The sequence below is a fragment of the Kangiella sp. genome (genome assembly GCF_014762745.1).
Lineage (GTDB): Bacteria > Pseudomonadota > Gammaproteobacteria > Enterobacterales > Kangiellaceae > Kangiella.
In genome coordinates this window covers 77,784-94,517 of record NZ_JABURJ010000091.1, presented here as the reverse complement: position 1 = coordinate 94,517, position 16,734 = coordinate 77,784, and the positions used below count along the sequence as shown (strand labels likewise).

Genomic DNA, 16,734 nt, shown 5'->3' with positions numbered 1-16,734 from the left:
TTGTTTAGGCTTATTAACTTTTCACGCATTACGGCTGTAAACCCATGAAAAAAGTAACATTATTCTTAACTTCATTCTTATTGGTTGCGCTTTCTAGTTTTTCTGGAGCGGCTAAGGCTGCTGAACAGGTGAATGTGCAAGGTTCAAATTTGCAATTGAATGGCTTGGCCGTTCATAGTGAGTTGCGTCAGGAGTGGTTCCTTAATGCTCTATACTTAAGCAGCAAGTCAGATGACCCAGCGGAAATCATAAATTCTCCAACTACTAAAAGAATGCAGATCAAGGTATTAGCTGATGAGCTGCCAGGACGTCGCTTGAAGCGTTTCTGGATTGAGCGTATCAAGAACAATAATGAAGCAGCGGTTGTTTTGGAAAATGCCAGAGGCGTTCGTGAGCTGGCCGATACTATTGGACAGGATTTAGCGGCTGGCGACACTATCGATATTGATTATGTGCCAGGTCAGGGGACAGTAATTCAAATTAACGGTGCCACTGTAAATACAGTAGATGAAGCAATCTTCCCGTTAATGCTTAACACCTGGGTTGGTGAAAGACCTCCTTCATCCGAATTCAAAGACGCTATTCTGGGTAATCAATCAGCTGTAGGTTATTCTGATCTATTGGCCAAATATTCAACAATTAATCCTGCACCATCGCGTGTTTCACTGTTTGACCAGGCTGCTCAGGCTGCTAAAGAGGAAGAGGAGCGAAAGGCTCGCGAAGCTGAAGAGCGTCGCCTGGAGCAGGAGCGTCGTGAAGAAGAGGCTCGTCGCGCCGAAGAAGAAAGACAGCGTCAGGCAGAGCTGGCCGCACAACGTGAGCAAGAACAGGCGCAACAGGCTGCTCAGCAGCAGGTTGAGAAGAAACCAGAACCTAAGCCAGAGGTTAAACAACCTGAGGTGGTAGAGGTTCCAGCAGGCCCAACTGAAGAAGAGTTGGAAGCTATGAGGGTGAGTTATAATTCTGCGATTCGTGCGCATTATGTTCCTTTCTTCGAGTATCCTGTGCAGCAAATCATGCGTCGCCATGGCAAGTCTGCGCTTCTGAATCCTCGTAAAGGACGCACTCACGGTGAGGTCACCATTCAGCTTGAAGTTGATCGTGACGGTGAACTGGTTGGTGGTAGTCTGGTTAGCAGTTCTGGAGAGAAAATTCTGGATGATGCTGTGATGAGTGCATTGTTTGATGCGGTTCCTTATCCTGCAATGCCAGAGGAGTTACCGGAAGAAACATTTAACACCACATTGCCTATTTCAATTCCAGCGCCACAAATGTAGAATCATCTACAACTTTTGTGAAAGGGGCCTTTATGGCCCCTTTCTATTATTTTGCTGATTTTATATTGGCTATTATATGGGCACTTAATATGGGTCCAAGAGACCTTAACCCTTTAGCATTTGTCAAAGAAACGAGACAAGTATTGGTTAATACTAATTCTCTCGTTACTCACAATTAAGGTGAAAATTAATGAATATCAATTGCTTATTTGACAGTGGAAATATTGAGGTAATTGATGCTAGTGATAACAATGCCGTTAAACTAGCCATCAGAGACGATTCTAACTCGGAATTTAAACAATGGTTTCACTTCAGAGTACATGGTGACATTGGTAAAACTTATAACTTCGAAATTACCAATGCCAAGGAATGTTCTTATGTAGACGGTTGGAATGATTATCAGGTTGCCGCTTCCTATGATGGCGAGTATTGGTTTAGAGTTCACACTTCCTTTGATTCAGACAAACGCCTCACATTTTCTCATCAGTTAGAACAGTCCACCATTTTCTTTGCTTACTTTGAACCTTATTCATACCAACGCCATTTGAGTTTGATTCATCAGGCGCAGCACTCTGAGCTATGTCAGCATCAAGTGTTAGGACAAACTGTTGATGGGCATGATATTGATTTATTGATCATTGGTGATGAAAGCCGTGAGCGCAAAATTTGGGTAACTGCACGTCAACATCCAGGCGAAACGATGGCTGAGTGGTGTGCCGAGGGTCTTATTGAACGCCTTCTTAATGAGGACGATGCGCTGGCACAAAGTCTTTTGCAGCAAGCTGTTTTCTATATCGTTCCCAACATGAATATAGATGGCAGTATCCGTGGCAACTTGCGCTCTAATGCCGCTGGAGCCAATCTTAATCGTGAGTGGCAAAATCCAAGTCTGGAGAAAAGCCCGGAAGTTTACCATGTGCGTAACAAGATGAAGCAAACAGGTGTTGATGCTTTCCTTGATTTGCATGGTGATGAAGGTTTGCCTTATGTTTTCGTTGCTGCCTGTGAAGGTATTCCAAGTTATGACAATCGCATCAAGCAACTGGAAGAAGAGTTCAGTGCAATTCTTAAATCAGTGAACCCAGATTTCCAGACCGAGTATGGTTATGATAAAGATGAGCCGGGTAAAGCGAATCTGACAGTAGCTAACGCATGGGTTGGTGAAGAGTTTAAATGCTTGTCATTGACGTTGGAAATGCCATTTAAAGACAATGCAAACCTTCCAAATAAAGAAACTGGCTGGTCAGGTGACCGCAGTTATTTATTGGGTCAAACCCTGCTTAATCCACTATATCAACTGGTTAAAAAATTAAGGTAGTAGCATGGCAAAGTTTTTAGTTTTCGGCGCTGGGTTTGTTGCCGAACCTTTAGTTGAATATTTGCTGCGTCGCTCGGACAACTCGGTGACAGTAGTCAGTCATATATATGATGAAGCTCAGGCGTTGGCGAATAAATTTCCCGGCGTTAAAGCGTTACAGGCAGACGTTACCGACCAGACCCAAATCGAACCTGTGATTGCTGAGCACGACATGGTTGTCAGTCTGGTTCCGGCCACCTTGCATCCGGTCATTGCTAAAGCCGCAATAGCGCAAAAAAAGAATATGGTAACGGCAAGTTATGAATCACCTGCGATGCGCGAGTTAAAACAGCAAGCACTGGATGCGGGCGTTACTATCCTCAACGAAATTGGTCTCGATCCCGGCATTGACCATCTTAGTGCCATGAAGATTATCGACCAGGCTCATGCCAATAATGAGAAAGTGATCAGCTTTGTATCCTGGTGTGGTGGTCTTCCTTCACCAAAGGATAATGATAACCCGCTTGGTTATAAGTTTTCCTGGGCCCCCAAAGGGGTTTTATTGGCACTACTTAATGACGCTTTATTTTTGCACCACGGTAAAGTTGAACGTGTCGTTGCTAAAGAGCTTCTGAAGTGGGCCAAACCGTTGCAGGCTAACGACCTGGATCTTGAGGGTTATCCGAACCGTGATTCAACCGGCTATCAGGAAATTTATGGTATTCCTGAAGCGCAGAACATCATTCGAGGAACTTTCCGTTATTCAGGCTTCTGTGAAATTATCCAGGCAGCCAAGGATTTGAATTTGCTTGATGCGGATTCCGATGTGTCAATGCAGGACATGATTTGGAAAGACTATATTGTACAACTGAATGGTGCGGATAGCCTTGAGGCTCTTAAAGCGCAGTTATCTGATAGTGCATGGCAAGGGTTGGAGTGGCTGGGTTGTTTCTCTGAGCAGCAAGTCGGCGAATTTGCTGGCCCTATTGATGCCTTCTGCAATCTGTTAATTCAGAAGCTCGGTTATCAAAAGGGGCAGGTTGATATGGTTCTGCTTCAGCATAAGTTTGAAATTGAAAAAGCAGATGGTAGCCGTTACCACATCGCTTCAACCTTGCAGGAGTTTGGTCAGGACGGTGGTTATTCTGCAATGTCCAAAACGGTTGGCTATCCAGCAGCCATTGCGTGTCAATTGATCGCGGATGGCAAGATTGCTCGTAAAGGACTGGTACTACCTATGACCAAGGATATTTACAATCCTATTCTTGAGTTACTTGAGAAAGAGGGGATTGTTTGCGAAGTGCAGATCAGAGCAGCTGACGATAACTTTTTAAGTGAGCTTGATTATTAATTAAGCTCGCTATTGCTTGCTTCCTGAGTGTCTGCCTGCTCTTGATCAGGACTCTCATCAGGAGCCGGCTTTTCTTCCTGCTCCTGTGCTGACGCTCTTAATTCATTACTCAGGAACTGCTTAACCGCTTCCTGAGTGATGAGACTAAAGTTTGTCTCATCCGTAATGTCTTCAATCATTTCTTTGTTCAACAGTAACACGGGCCTTTGTGATAACTGCATATTTTGCCACTTTGCCAAAGTTTTATAATTACTGACTTCTGGTTCATTATTATCATCAATGATTAATACGGCTGGGTAATTTTTGACGGTTAGTCGATGGTAAGGGCTGACTGCTAAAAACCATTCTGTTGAGGCCTGATCATTTTTAAGCATGAATTCTTTCATCCAAAATGGGTTCTCGGACTCAAGAAAGCTCAGATAGTTTGCTTCAATATTATTGAGTGCCAATGCTCTAAAGTTTTGCGGCGCATGAATGGCAGCCTCCATGATTAAGCTACCAGCAAAACCTTCACCAAAGGCTGCGGTCTGCTTTCGGTTTGAGTAATTATTGTTCGCCAGCCAGTCAACGGCCGCAATGATGTCTTCAACGGCGCGCGCATGCTTTTGACCAGCAACCGATTGTCGCCAGCTCTCGCCATAAACGCCACCACCTCGAATGTGAGCAATAGCTATAATGCCGCCGCGCTCAAGCCAGTCGTTAAATATAGGATGGTAGTAGGGCATCTGGATATGGCCAAACCCCTGGTTGGTGATAATGAGAGCTGGATTGTTACCATTCCTGGACAGGCGCTCCTGGTGGGCGATGGTCAATGGGATGCGACTTCCATCTGCAGAACGATAAAAAACCGTTTCAACTTTAATATCGTCAAGCTGAGTTAAGGGCAATGGCTCTGCCACTAATTGTCTATCATCAAGTGACAGGGAAAAGATACTGGATGGGTGCAAAAAGCTGTTTACTGTGACCAGACTACTTAACTGACCATTAAGCATATAATGGGCCGGCTGCAGTTCCACATGACTGTTTGCACTGACCTTGATCGATTGCTTGGACGAGCCGTTCAGCTGAGAAAGGTAAAGTTTCTGTTGAGTGTTGTCCAGGTACTGTAGCAGCCAGCGATTGTCTATTAACTGAGCATCAAGCAACAGTTCATTTTGTTGACCAATAACTTCTTTCCAGTCGCGACGCGAAGGTTGCTTTAGATTGATCGAAATGATTCGCCAGCGGGGCGCAACCAGATTGGTGTGAAAATAAAAAGTATCATTAATATTGCCAACAAAGTTAAGATTGGCGCGAGTGTTTTTTGCAATATTAACGGCTTTACCCAGTTGCCCCGATTCGTCCATGGGGATAACCCATATCATATCGGAAGTATCGACAAGATGTTTTGCTGTGATCAACAAGTAGCGGGTATCGGTTGTCAGCTTGGCATTTATGTGCCATTGCTCAGTGTCTTCAAGTTGCTCGCTGAAATCGAACAGCAGTCGACTAAATTCGGGGCCTTGTCCGAGATTCTGATAATACACCTGATGATCGGTTTGATAGATAAACCGGTTGTATCCTGCTAGCCAGTTAAAGTCAGTTTTGATTTTTGTTAGTGGGAGTCGATAGCTGTTAAATTGTCGACTAGCCAGATCAAACAATAACCAGCGGAATTGCTGCTGCCTGTTCTGAGTTTGTATGGCCAGAAATCTACCTTGTGGTGATAACGAAGTTGAGACCGCTTTAAGACCATCAGGGATCGCCCCAAGGTCTGTTTCAACCTCCTTGATAGTGTCAAACACTGCAATGGAATTTTGTTGGTTAGAGAGGTTCTCTTTGATATAGAAATAGCGATCGAGTAACTGCTGAGGAAGCCGCCGATTAAAAAGTGTTTCGCCTTGCTTGGCATCGTCAATTGATTGATCCAGCCTTGAAAAATACTGTTCGCTAAGCTCCCTTTGTTGTTCAATCCAGTTGGTGCGCTGCGGTGTCTTTTGTTCAAGCCACATATAATTATCATCAATTTGCACACCATTAAGAAGGTAGTCGTAATCCTGAGTGGGATTTTTAGGCAAAGACACCTTGGCTACAGGAGGCTGCTGCGCAGTCTCTTCATCTGAGCAGGCGCTCAGTAACAGGGTTCCAGCAACGATGGGTAGCAGTAGAACAGCTTTAGCACGCTTAATTAGCGGTTGATAGGTATTCTTAATAGTTGCGTGGAAAAGCATAGAGTCCTTGCAAGGGGCTTGTAGGAAATTGAATTGATTGTACCAATAGGGAATTTTAATGCAAAACCAAATAGCCAGAAAAGATTTATCAGTTAGTTGCTAACTGTTATATAATGATCGAACCACTTTGCAATACCTGTATATGGCGATGAATCATATTGTAGCGCCCATCGAAATTGATGTTCCATTCCCCAAGCCTCCTGTTGAACTGTCTGTTGATGAAAAAGAACATCATCGCAAGCTAGTCATAGAGTTACTCAAGCAGCATAATGCGGTTTTGATTGCTCATTATTATACGGATCCTGAAATTCAGGCTCTGGCCGAGGAAACTGGAGGCTTTGTTGGCGATTCTCTTGAAATGGCCAAATTTGGAGCGCGTCACCCGGCCGATACCCTGATTATTGCAGGTGTGAAGTTTATGGGTGAAACGGCCAAGATTCTAAGCCCTGAAAAGCGAGTGTTGATGCCAACTCTTGAGGCAACCTGTTCGCTGGACCTGGGCTGTCCAATTGAACCATTCAGTGAGTTCTGCGATCAGCATCCAGATCGTGAAGTAGTGGTTTATGCCAATACATCAGCTGCTGTAAAAGCACGTGCCAACTGGGTTGTAACATCCAGTATCGCGGTAGATGTGCTTGAGTATCTGGCTGAGCAGGGCAAAAAAATTATCTGGGGGCCTGATAAGCATCTTGGGCGCTATATCCAGCAAAAAACAGGGGCCGATATGCTGTTATGGCAGGGTGCCTGTATTGTACATGATGAATTTAAATACAAGGCACTAGAACAAACGATGGCCTTGTACCCTGAAGCAGCCGTGCTGGTTCACCCCGAATCGCCACAAAAGATTGTCGATTTGGCTGACTTTGTGGGCTCAACCTCGCAATTAATCAAGGCTGCCAAAGAGCTTCCGCAGAAGCAGGTAATTGTTGCAACCGACAAGGGTATTTTCTACAAGATGCAACAGGCAGCCCCGGAGAAAGAGCTAATTATTGCTCCAACAGCCGGCGAGGGAGCTACCTGTCGTAGCTGTGCACATTGCCCCTGGATGAAGATGAATGTCCTGCAATTGCTGTCGCAGGTATTTGAGCGTGACGACAATGAAGTCTTCGTTGATCACGATTTAGCCGAAAAAGCGTTGATCCCCCTACAGAAAATGGTAAATTTTGCTAACGATATACAAACTAGCGTTAAAAGTAATATTTAACTAAGACCAAAGGGGAGTTCATGAAACCAACAATCAAGTTACTGACTTTAGCCGTTATTGCAGGATTGGGCATCGGTGCCTGTAGCGAGCAAAATGATCAGGCTGAGTCCAAGCCGAGTCAACTAGTTGCAGTCGAAACTACCGAGGATACCGCGAGCCAGGCTCAAGCTGAGCAAGTAGCGCAACAAGCGCGAGAAACTACTGGTTCCAAACTAGTCTCAATTATTGAGGGTGACCACCGTAGCGAGCAAAATAAAGCCCGTAACAAGTATCGTAATCCAGCTGAAACCTTAAAGTTCTTTGGCATTCGACCAGGAATGACCGTGGTTGAGGTTTCTCCTGGCGGCGGTTGGTATACCGAGATTTTAGCACCTTGGCTCGGTAAAGACGGCAAATTGTATGCCGCTCATTTTGATCCAAATTCGGAAGTGGAATATTACCGCAACAGTTTGAAAGGCTTTCAGGAAAAGTTGGAAGCTAATCCGGATTTATATTCCAATGTTGAATTAACCGTTTTTGATGCCACTTCAGATACGCCCATTGCACCTGCTAACAGTGCTGACGCGGTTGTAACTTTCCGTAATGTTCATAACTGGATGCGCGGTGGTCGTGAAGATGCGCTTAACGCATTCAAGTTGATGTATGATGCGGTTAAACCGGGGGGTACTCTTGGTGTGGTTGAACACCGTCTGGCAACGGGTTTGAAGCAGGATGAAAATGCCAGCTCGGGCTATATGCATGAAAAGTTTGTGATTGATCTGGCAGAAGAGGCTGGTTTTAAGCTGCTGGAACGTTCGCAGATTAATGCTAACCCTAAAGATACTACCGATCACCCTAAAGGCGTCTGGACTTTGCCGCCAAGCCTGCGACTTGGTGAAGAAAACAAAGAGCAATATCTCGAAATCGGTGAAAGTGATCGTATGACGTTAAAGTTTGTTAAACCGGCAACGGAATAAACAACTCTTAGCCAATAAGCTTCAATTCAGTGATAACACTGCACCTGAGCGTGCAGTGTTATGCTGAAGCTACTCTTCTAAGCTCTGTTACTTTATTTCCCTGAGTTTTTGCATGGTGCAATAGTTCTGAGGAAGAGGTATGTTCGCTGTAAAGGTAACGTACCAGCTCTTTCTGTGAAATATGCGGTGCAAACAGTTCGATAAAGTCCTTCATATACTGCTTCAAAAACAGATTCTTATTGAAAGCAAGCCATGTCGTGCATTTAGGCAGCATGTCTCTGGTTGAATAACTGATCAAATCTTTATCGGCCTCAGAGTCATAAGCCATGCTGGCAATGATACCCACTCCGAAACCTTTCCTGACATAGGTTTTAATAATGTCAGCATCTCGCGCGGTGAATACAATGTTAGGCTGAAGATTTTCTTTGTGACACGCCCGCAACAGACTTGATGAGCTTTTATCGCTGAAGTTATAGGTAACCAATGGATATTTGACCAGATCTTCTAACGAGATCTTTCTCAAGTCCCCAAGGTCATGATCCTGAGGGAACAATAAGGTTCTATCCCATTGATAGCAGGGGATCTGAACAATGTCCGGACCCAGCTCCACGGTACCTGAGGCGATGACAAAATCGATTTCTTGTTTTTTCAGTTGCTCAATAATCTGCTCGGTTGTGCCCTGGTGTAAATCAATTTTTAAATTGGGGTATTCCTTGTGAAAGGAGGAAAATGTACGAGGTAGCACATATTGAGCCTGTGTTTGAGTTGTGCCAATAGAAAAGCAACCAGAGTCTTCCTGACTAATCTCGCTGGAAAGGCGCTTAATATTGTTCACTTCCTGCAGGACTTTGCGAGCTCGAGCAAGAATTTCCTTGCCAACATGGGTTATGCCGACCAGTTGCTTGCCATTACGTTCGAAGATTTTGGTTTGTAGCTCATCTTCTAGCAGGCGTAGCTGTTTGCTAATTCCCGGCTGAGAGGTGAATATTTTCTGTGCGGCAGTTGTGATACTCAGATTGTTATCAGCAATTGCGATCAAATATTTTAACTGTTGCAGTTTCATTTTGGACGTCTAAATGGTTAAATGGCTGAAGAAGTTAACATGCTTTATGCGCAAAAGCAACATCTTATATATCTTTGAGATATATTGTGCAAATGTTTTTTGCTTCTTTATAACTTTCAGTTATTAATGGATAATGAAAAACAATTAGCTTCCAATCCTTATTACACTTAGATTTACAGCATCTTTTTGTATCTAAGAAATAAAGTCTTTTCTTATGAGAATCGGTTAATCTGCGGTTTTTATTTAGATAAATAACCAAAGGTTATTAATTAGGGGTTTTACAAATGATTCATAACTCTATATTGGGAACCATTGGCAACACGCCAGTGATTAAAATTAATCGCCTGGCTCCTGACCATGTCACCATGTATGTCAAAGCTGAATTTTTTAATCCATTAGCTTCGGTAAAAGACAGGTTGGCATTTGCCATTATCAATGATGCAGAACAACGGGGTTTGCTCAAGCCGGGACAAACCGTGGTTGAAGCCACTTCGGGTAACACTGGCATTGCGTTAGCCATGGTGTGTGCTGCTAAAGGTTATCCATTTGTGGCGGTGATGACTGAAACCTTCTCTGTTGAGCGACGTAAGATCATGCGTGCGCTTGGTGCAAAAGTGGTTTTAACGCCAGCAGCAGAGCGAGGCACCGGTATGGTACGGGTGGCAAAAGAGCTGTCTGAAAAGAATGGCTGGTTTCTTGCTCGTCAGTTCGAAAATGAAGCTAATCCTGCTTACCACCGCAATACCACAGCTCCAGAAATCTTAAAAGATTTTGCCGGTCAGCGACTGGACTATTTTGTAAGTGGTTATGGAACGGGTGGAACCATAACTGGTGTAGGGGAGGTTCTTAAAGTCGCTCGTCCAGAAACAAAAATCATTGCTACAGAACCAGCTGGGGCTTCATTGCTGGCTGGCAAGGAATGGCAACCTCATAAAATCCAAGGCTGGACTCCGGATTTTATTGCCGATGTTATGAATCAGAAAATCTATGATCGGATTATTCCAATTGATGATGAGCTAGCTCGTGACACAGCATTAGCCTTAGCACAAAAAGAGGGGATCTTTTGCGGTATTTCTGCCGGTGCAACTTTTGCTGCCGCTTTAGAAGTTGCTAAAGATGCGGACGAGGGGGCGGCTATACTGGCAATGCTCCCAGATACTGGCGAACGCTACATGAGTACTTTCCTGTTCGAAGGAGTTAACGAAGGCAGTGATGATGAAGTGTTTGATTAATGCCTATGCTCAATAAAACTTATACTTAATAAAAAAGCAGGAGTCTGACTCCTGCTTTTTCTTAACTGGCTAATGATTTTAGCTTTTAACTTTCTTGCCTTTGGCTTCCATATCTAAAACATAGTCGTCACGATCTTTTCTTAAATCGTCATCGGTTGGTAATGGTTGGCCAGTATACGCGTGTAAAAATGCCTCGCATAACAGTTCGCTATTGGTGGCATGGCGTAGGTTGTTTACCTGCCTTCTAGTTCTTTCATCAGTTAGAATTTTAAGAATCGAAAAAGGAATTGATACCGTAATTTTCTTAACTTTGTCTTTTTTCTCGCCATGCTCAACGTATGGATTGATAAAGTTTCCATCCCAATCTTTAGCCATATAAACCTCGTGTCTTATTCGATGCGGTTATTATACATTTTTTTCAGCCTTCTAAACATCTTGACTTTTAATCTGCTTAAAATATATATTGGCCATTTAGACGTCTAAACGTCTTTGTCGAAATAAACTCTGTCAAGAGAGTTGCAATAGATACGGGTAACAAGATGACCAATCAGGCAATTGAACAAGACTACGACAAGACTGTAGATAAATGGCAGCCTTTGTGTCGTAAGCCAGAGAAAAGTATCGGCTTTATCGACACGGGAACTATTCATTTGCAGGATTTTGCTTTATTGCATGGCGGCAAACTTAATTCGGTTGAGCTTTACTACAACCGTTATGGCTCTATTCACAAGCCAGCGTTGATTGTCCTTGGTGGTATTTCATCTTCACGAAACCTGCATGAATGGTGGGCTGAACTGTTTGGTGAGCAAAAACCTCTTAACCCTGAACAATTTCAAATCATTGGCATTGATTATATTGCCAATCATCATCACCAGTATCCCAATCTAATTTCCACTTTTGATCAGGCCAAGATCATTAATGAGTTATTAGAACAGCTAAACATTAATCGGGCCGAAGCCATTATTGGGAGTTCTTACGGTGGTATGGTGGCACTTGCCTTTGCTCACCTGTTTCCACAGAAGCTTAATAAGCTCATCTGTATAGCTGCCGCGCATATGAACACACAGAAATCCATCGCACAGCGTCAGATTCAGCAGCAAGTACTCGAATTAGGTATAGCCTCCGGCAAAACTCAGCAAGCTGTATCAATAGCTCGCCAACTGGGTTTTATTAGTTACCGTAGTCAGAAAGAACTTGAGCATCGTTTTAAATCCCACAGGATAATTGAGCAGCAAAAACTCAGCTACGAGCTGGTTGATTATCTGAAATATCAGGGTGAAAAGTTTGCCGCAAAATTCGATATAGAACGATACCGCTCGCTTTCACAGTCTATCGATTTACACAAAGTTGAGCCAAAAGGAATTGTTACTGAGGCTCTGTTTATTGGTATTGATAGCGATGAGTTAGTGCCTGCTGAGCTGGTGAAAGAAACTGCAATGTCATGTCGCGGCACCACTCAATTCCAAATCATACATTCTTACTACGGCCACGACGGTTTTTTACTTGAAGCAGAACAGTTGGCCAACTGTATTACCCCATTCTTAAGGAATACACTATGACACACACCAATCAGACCATTTCCGTTCGCTCAGGCATTGAGTCGGATCAGCAGTTTGGCGCTGTCACACCGCCGCTGTATTTATCCTCCAACTACACCTTTGCCGATCTTGAACAGCCAAGAAAATATGACTATAGCCGCTCCGGTAACCCTACCCGAGACACACTGGCAGATACTCTTGCACAACTGGAAAATGGGTACGGGGCCGTGATTACTTCAAGCGGCATGTCAGCAGTTTATCTGGTCACTCATCTGCTTGATAAGGGCGATTTAATTATTGCGCCACATGATTGCTACGGTGGCACTTATCGCTTGTTATACAGTCTTGCACAAAAGGGGCTATTCGAGGTTCTATTTGTAGATCAGGGTTGTGCTGAAAGTTTGCAACAGGCGCTTAATAAGAAGCCAAAGCTGGTTTGGATCGAAACACCGAGTAATCCACTGCTGCGTGTGGTGGATATTCAACAAATTTGCGATTTGGCAGGTTCCGACGTGATAAAAGTTGTCGATAATACTTTTCTTTCGCCAGTGTTGCAGCAACCTCTGAACCTCGGTGCTGATGTGGTTATTCATTCAACCACAAAATACATCAATGGACACAGTGATGTGGTCGGCGGTGCCGTGATAGCCAGAGAACAGGAGTTGTCTGAGAAACTTGCCTGGTGGGCAAACTGCATTGGGATTACTGGTTCGCCATTTGATAGCTTTATCACCAGTCGTGGCTTGCGTACCTTATCCATTCGTTTACGCCAGCATCAGGAAAATACTCATAGGGTTATCCAGTACCTGCAACAGCAACCGCTGGTTGAACATATCTATTACCCTGGTCTGGAAAGCCACCCGACCCATACAGTTGCCGCTAAACAGCAGCAAGGCTTCGGTGCAATGTTGTCATTTGAACTTAATTTAGACCATGCCAATCTGCGAACTTTTGTAAACAGTCTGGAGCTATTCTCATTGGCTGAATCCTTGGGTGGCGTCGAAAGTCTGATTTGTCACCCTGCCAGTATGACCCATGCCGCAATGGATCAAGAAGCAAGATTTAATGCAGGGATTAAAAACAATCTGCTGCGTGTTTCGGTGGGAATTGAAGAGGCTGACGATCTGATAAAAGATTTAGAAAGTGCCTTTCAACGATGTCAAATTAAGGTGATACAGGGTGAGCAACATGGCTGATCAACTCCATTCGAATGTAACTGCTTATCGTGAGCAGTCGAGTCACGCAAAAACTTATAAGAGCCTTGGCGTTGCTGTGCACAAGTTCGGTGGCTCGAGCCTGGCAAGCATAGAACAACTGAAAAAAGTCAGTAATATCATTATGAATCAGACTAGCCCCGGGAATATCATTGTGGTGTCCGCCAATGGTGATATTACTGATCAACTGCTTAATTGTATTAACGGAAGGCACAATACCGCTACAGACATCATAGAGTATTTCAAACAACTGGTGGTTGGCACTGCTATTAATGCCGCAGAGTTTTTGCAACAAATCGAGCAGGATCTTTTGGTGATTCAGGAGTTATGCCAACAAACTCCTACAGCAAATGACACCATTCTTGCCTATGGCGAAAAATGGTCAGCCAAGTTATTGTCTGAGCTACTGAATAGCGAGCAGTGTGCAGCGCAGGCAATTGATGCCAGCCATTACCTGAAACTAACCTCCTTGCATGAATATCAGCAATTTGACGAGCAATACGCCGATGCCAGTTTCAGCAGTCTTTATCAGCCGTTATTGTCTGACCCGAAGTATAACTCCCATCGTTTTATCTTTACCGGATTTATTGCCAGCGATACAAATGGCAAGCTGATAACTCTAGGGCGTAACGGTAGTGACTATAGTGCCACTATTATCGCACAACTGGTTAAAGCAACATCTGTGACCATCTGGACCGATGTTGATGGTATTTATTCGGCTGACCCGAATATTGTGAAGAATGCAAAAAAGGTAGAGCATTTATCGCTGTGTGAGGCGCAGGCAATTTCAGAGTTAGGTGCCAATGTTTTACACCAGAAAACAGTTACTCCATTGCTGACTTACAAAACTCAAGCCTGCATCAAAAGTTCTTTGCTGGATGGTTCACAAGGTACACAAATAACTCAATACCCAACCAGTTCGGGCCAAGTTAAAACGATCACGATTAAGCAGGACTTAACCCGGATAGTGATACACAATATTAATGAACTTAGTGCGCGAACCATTCAGCAGCGAATTTTACTGAATCAAATTGCCAGTTATGCCAGTAACTTTGATCGCACTCTGGACCGCTTGACACTTTATGTTGCAGACGCGGATCGATTTAACTGTGTATCCATCATTCAGGCCGCTCAATTTTATCCGATTGTTGAGAAGAACAATTTATCCCTGATAAGCCTTGTTGGCCAAGGTATTCGTCAGAATCAGAAGATCATCAGCAAGTTCATTGAGCATCTTGAGAGGTACCCAATAGAAGAAATTCATTATCCTTCTAATGCTCATACTTTAAGTGTGCTGATAGAAGATATTCAGGCAATAACTCTATTACATGCTCTGCATGATACTTTTTTTGAACTGGAGCCATCGATTCCAATTGTGGTACTTGGTTACGGTAATATTGGTAAGCAGTTTGTCAAAATACTGAAAGATAACAAGGCCGATATTGAGTCCAGTCTGAAACAATCGCTATCTTTGTTGGCGGTGGCAAACAGCCGTCAATATATTTTGTCAAAACAATGCTTGATTGATCGTGATGATTTGTTTCAATTGCTTCATGAGCAGGATTCAGTTGTTGGATCTCAGTGCTCAAACACCTTATCTGACCTTCACCAAAACAATGATGATCAGATCATAAATGCGTTAGAACCTTATGCGCATAAAGAACTGGTCATTATTGACCTGACAGCCAGTGACAAGATTGCTCGCCTGTATCCAAAGTTTGCCACCAACGGTTGGCATATTATTTCTGCTAACAAAATCGCAGCATCTGATAAGCAGTTAGCCAGCAAGATTGAAAAGATTCAGTCGAGCAAAAAGCGTCACTGGTTACGTAATACCACAGCTGGAGCAGGAATTCCTATTCAGTCCAGCATTAAGAAACTTAAAGAAGCTGGCGATACCATATTGAGTATTTCTGGAATATTTTCTGGATCTTTATCCTGGTTATTTGGTCAGTACAATGGGCAGCAAAACTTTTCTGATCTATTATTTGAAGCCAAGGCCAACGCCTTTACTGAGCCGGATCCCAGAGAAGATCTTTCTGGCAATGACGTTATTCGTAAAATCCGAATCCTGGCAAGAGAAGCTGGCTTTACTCAGGCAAGAGAAAACTTTGAACCTGCGCTGGATGATGAATTGTTAAAGGGCAGTCTGGAGCAGTTCTGGCAGAGTGCCGATACCATCAATGAGCATTATTGCAGGCTTTATAACAAGGCGCAGGAGCAGGGTGGTCTGTTACGTTATATTGCAACCTTAACTAAGCAGGAGCTAAGCCTGAAATTAGAAATCATTGACCCATCTCATCCATTTGCCAACCTCAACCCATGCGATAATGTTTTTGCCATTCGAAGTGAGTGGTACAAGGACAATCCATTAATTTTACAGGGGCCGGGCGCCGGACGCGAAGTCACTGCCGCCGGGGTGCTGAATGACCTGTGTGATTTACTAAGGAGCGTCTCATGAGTCGGGCAGAACGATTGTATCTACAGGCCAAGGAGCTAGATAGGATTAATCAGGGATTAGCCAGTATGTCTGGCAACGTCAATATTTCCTTCGAATTTTTTCCGCCACGGAGTGATGAAATGAATCAGGTACTCTGGCAAAGCGTCAAAAAGCTTGAGCCGTTACAGCCTGAATTTGTTTCTGTCACTTATGGTGCCGGTGCCAGTACTCGTGAGCGAACACATGAGGTGATAGAGAAAATCATTGAGCAGACAAGCCTAAGTGCGGTTCCACATTTGACTTGCGTGGATGCCAGCGAATCTGAAATTGAACAGATTGCGCATCGTTATTGGGAAATTGGAGTGCGGCATATTGTTGCATTGCGCGGTGACAAACCTGATGCCTCCAATAACGCTAGCGACTTTAGTTATGCTACCGACTTGATTTATAAATTAAAAAGTCTCTATGATTTTGAAATCAGTGTGGCTGCCTACCCAGAGGTTCACCCTGAAGCCAGCAGTGCTCAATCTGATCTGGAAAATCTCAAACGTAAAGTTGATGCTGGCGCCAATCGCGCTATCACACAGTTTTTCTTTAATACGGAAAAATTTCTTCGCTTCCGGGACCTGTGTGCTCAGCAGCAAATCGATGTGGATTTAATTCCCGGTATTTTGCCGGTAACTAACTTTCTGCAGCTGCTTAAATTTGCTCGATTTACTCAGGTGGAGATTCCTGGCTGGATGCATAAAATGTATCAGGGACTCGATCAGGACCCCACTACACGCCAATTAATCGCTTCCCATATTGCAATAGAGCAGGTCAAACTTTTGGCCCAGGAGGGTATTAAGAATTTTCACTTCTATACTTTAAATAGAGCCGATCTGACCTATGCTATTTGTCATAGTCTTGGCCGAAGGGATTGTTTTGCTGCCGCCAGCTAAGGTTGCTGGTG

General features: G+C 43.8%; 13 protein-coding genes. 10 read left to right on the top strand and 3 right to left on the bottom strand.

Annotated features, from left to right (window positions below):
• Window positions 1-44 precede the first annotated feature (44 nt).
• The 3 genes from HUJ19_RS06765 (at window position 45) to HUJ19_RS06755 (ending at window position 3,925) form a co-directional block, all read left to right on the top strand.
• The gene (locus tag HUJ19_RS06765) at window positions 45-1,277 is read left to right on the top strand and encodes a TonB family protein (RefSeq protein WP_290622952.1); all 1,233 of its coding nucleotides are present in this window, start codon (window positions 45-47) and stop codon (window positions 1,275-1,277) included.
• A gap of 190 nt (window positions 1,278-1,467) precedes the next feature.
• Window positions 1,468-2,595: a M14-type cytosolic carboxypeptidase gene (locus HUJ19_RS06760; protein ID WP_290622951.1), complete on the top strand. Its 1,128-nt coding sequence runs from the start codon at window positions 1,468-1,470 to the stop codon at window positions 2,593-2,595.
• Window positions 2,596-2,599: 4 nt separating this feature from the next.
• On the top strand, window positions 2,600-3,925 hold the full coding sequence (locus HUJ19_RS06755; protein ID WP_290622950.1) for a saccharopine dehydrogenase C-terminal domain-containing protein: 1,326 nt from the start codon (window positions 2,600-2,602) through the stop codon (window positions 3,923-3,925).
• Here HUJ19_RS06755 and HUJ19_RS06750 read toward each other — a convergent pair.
• Window positions 3,922-6,135 carry a prolyl oligopeptidase family serine peptidase gene (locus HUJ19_RS06750; RefSeq protein WP_290622949.1) on the bottom strand — a complete coding sequence of 738 codons (2,214 nt, stop codon included), beginning with the start codon at window positions 6,133-6,135 and terminating at the stop codon, window positions 3,922-3,924. The two genes, HUJ19_RS06755 and HUJ19_RS06750, sit on opposite strands and share 4 nt — an antisense overlap.
• A 148-nt stretch (window positions 6,136-6,283) precedes the next feature.
• Between HUJ19_RS06750 and nadA the strand changes: the two genes are divergently transcribed.
• On the top strand, window positions 6,284-7,339 hold the full coding sequence (gene nadA, locus HUJ19_RS06745) for a quinolinate synthase NadA (RefSeq protein ID WP_290622948.1): 1,056 nt from the start codon (window positions 6,284-6,286) through the stop codon (window positions 7,337-7,339).
• A 20-nt stretch (window positions 7,340-7,359) separates the two neighbouring features.
• On the top strand, window positions 7,360-8,295 hold the full coding sequence (locus HUJ19_RS06740; protein WP_290622947.1) for a methyltransferase: 936 nt from the start codon (window positions 7,360-7,362) through the stop codon (window positions 8,293-8,295).
• A gap of 58 nt (window positions 8,296-8,353) precedes the next feature.
• Here the strand turns inward: HUJ19_RS06740 and HUJ19_RS06735 are convergent, their stop codons facing one another.
• The gene (locus HUJ19_RS06735) at window positions 8,354-9,358 is read right to left on the bottom strand and encodes a LysR substrate-binding domain-containing protein (RefSeq protein WP_290622946.1); all 1,005 of its coding nucleotides are present in this window, start codon (window positions 9,356-9,358) and stop codon (window positions 8,354-8,356) included.
• Window positions 9,359-9,642: 284 nt separating this feature from the next.
• Between HUJ19_RS06735 and cysK the strand changes: the two genes are divergently transcribed.
• Entirely contained in the window at window positions 9,643-10,590 is a 948-nt protein-coding gene (cysK, locus tag HUJ19_RS06730) for a cysteine synthase A (RefSeq protein ID WP_290622945.1), read from the top strand.
• Between the two features lie 78 nt (window positions 10,591-10,668).
• Here cysK and metJ read toward each other — a convergent pair whose 3' ends face one another.
• Window positions 10,669-10,965, bottom strand: a complete 297-nt coding sequence (gene metJ, locus HUJ19_RS06725; protein ID WP_290622944.1) for a met regulon transcriptional regulator MetJ — start codon at window positions 10,963-10,965, stop codon at window positions 10,669-10,671.
• A 164-nt stretch (window positions 10,966-11,129) separates the two neighbouring features.
• Here metJ and HUJ19_RS06720 point away from each other — a divergent pair, with 164 nt between their 5' ends.
• Genes HUJ19_RS06720 through metF form a run of 4 tightly spaced genes read left to right on the top strand, consistent with a single transcriptional unit; the run spans window position 11,130 to window position 16,723 of the window.
• Window positions 11,130-12,149, top strand: coding sequence for a homoserine O-succinyltransferase (locus HUJ19_RS06720; protein WP_290622943.1), 1,020 nt, complete (start codon window positions 11,130-11,132; stop codon window positions 12,147-12,149).
• Window positions 12,146-13,324 (top strand): cystathionine gamma-synthase, encoded by a 1,179-nt coding sequence (metB, locus tag HUJ19_RS06715; protein ID WP_290622942.1) that lies wholly within the window; start codon window positions 12,146-12,148, stop codon window positions 13,322-13,324. The genes HUJ19_RS06720 and metB overlap by 4 nt, the downstream gene beginning before the upstream one ends.
• The gene (gene metL, locus HUJ19_RS06710) at window positions 13,317-15,803 is read left to right on the top strand and encodes a bifunctional aspartate kinase/homoserine dehydrogenase II (RefSeq protein WP_290622941.1); all 2,487 of its coding nucleotides are present in this window, start codon (window positions 13,317-13,319) and stop codon (window positions 15,801-15,803) included. Before metB ends, metL begins: the two co-directional genes overlap by 8 nt.
• Window positions 15,800-16,723, top strand: a complete 924-nt coding sequence (gene metF / locus HUJ19_RS06705) for a methylenetetrahydrofolate reductase (RefSeq protein WP_290622940.1) — start codon at window positions 15,800-15,802, stop codon at window positions 16,721-16,723. The genes metL and metF overlap by 4 nt, the downstream gene beginning before the upstream one ends.
• The last annotated feature ends 11 nt before the right edge of the window (window positions 16,724-16,734 follow it).

Coding starts and splice junctions, on each gene's coding strand:
- metJ (WP_290622944.1), bottom strand. CDS start 10,965: ATGGCTAAAGATTGGGATGGAAACTTTATCAATCCATACGTTGAGCAT.
- HUJ19_RS06760 (WP_290622951.1), top strand. CDS start 1,468: ATGAATATCAATTGCTTATTTGACAGTGGAAATATTGAGGTAATTGAT.
- nadA (WP_290622948.1), top strand. CDS start 6,284: ATGAATCATATTGTAGCGCCCATCGAAATTGATGTTCCATTCCCCAAG.
- metB (WP_290622942.1), top strand. CDS start 12,146: ATGACACACACCAATCAGACCATTTCCGTTCGCTCAGGCATTGAGTCG.
- cysK (WP_290622945.1), top strand. CDS start 9,643: ATGATTCATAACTCTATATTGGGAACCATTGGCAACACGCCAGTGATT.
- metF (WP_290622940.1), top strand. CDS start 15,800: ATGAGTCGGGCAGAACGATTGTATCTACAGGCCAAGGAGCTAGATAGG.
- metL (WP_290622941.1), top strand. CDS start 13,317: ATGGCTGATCAACTCCATTCGAATGTAACTGCTTATCGTGAGCAGTCG.
- HUJ19_RS06740 (WP_290622947.1), top strand. CDS start 7,360: ATGAAACCAACAATCAAGTTACTGACTTTAGCCGTTATTGCAGGATTG.
- HUJ19_RS06765 (WP_290622952.1), top strand. CDS start 45: ATGAAAAAAGTAACATTATTCTTAACTTCATTCTTATTGGTTGCGCTT.
- HUJ19_RS06735 (WP_290622946.1), bottom strand. CDS start 9,358: ATGAAACTGCAACAGTTAAAATATTTGATCGCAATTGCTGATAACAAT.
- HUJ19_RS06750 (WP_290622949.1), bottom strand. CDS start 6,135: ATGCTTTTCCACGCAACTATTAAGAATACCTATCAACCGCTAATTAAG.
- HUJ19_RS06755 (WP_290622950.1), top strand. CDS start 2,600: ATGGCAAAGTTTTTAGTTTTCGGCGCTGGGTTTGTTGCCGAACCTTTA.
- HUJ19_RS06720 (WP_290622943.1), top strand. CDS start 11,130: ATGACCAATCAGGCAATTGAACAAGACTACGACAAGACTGTAGATAAA.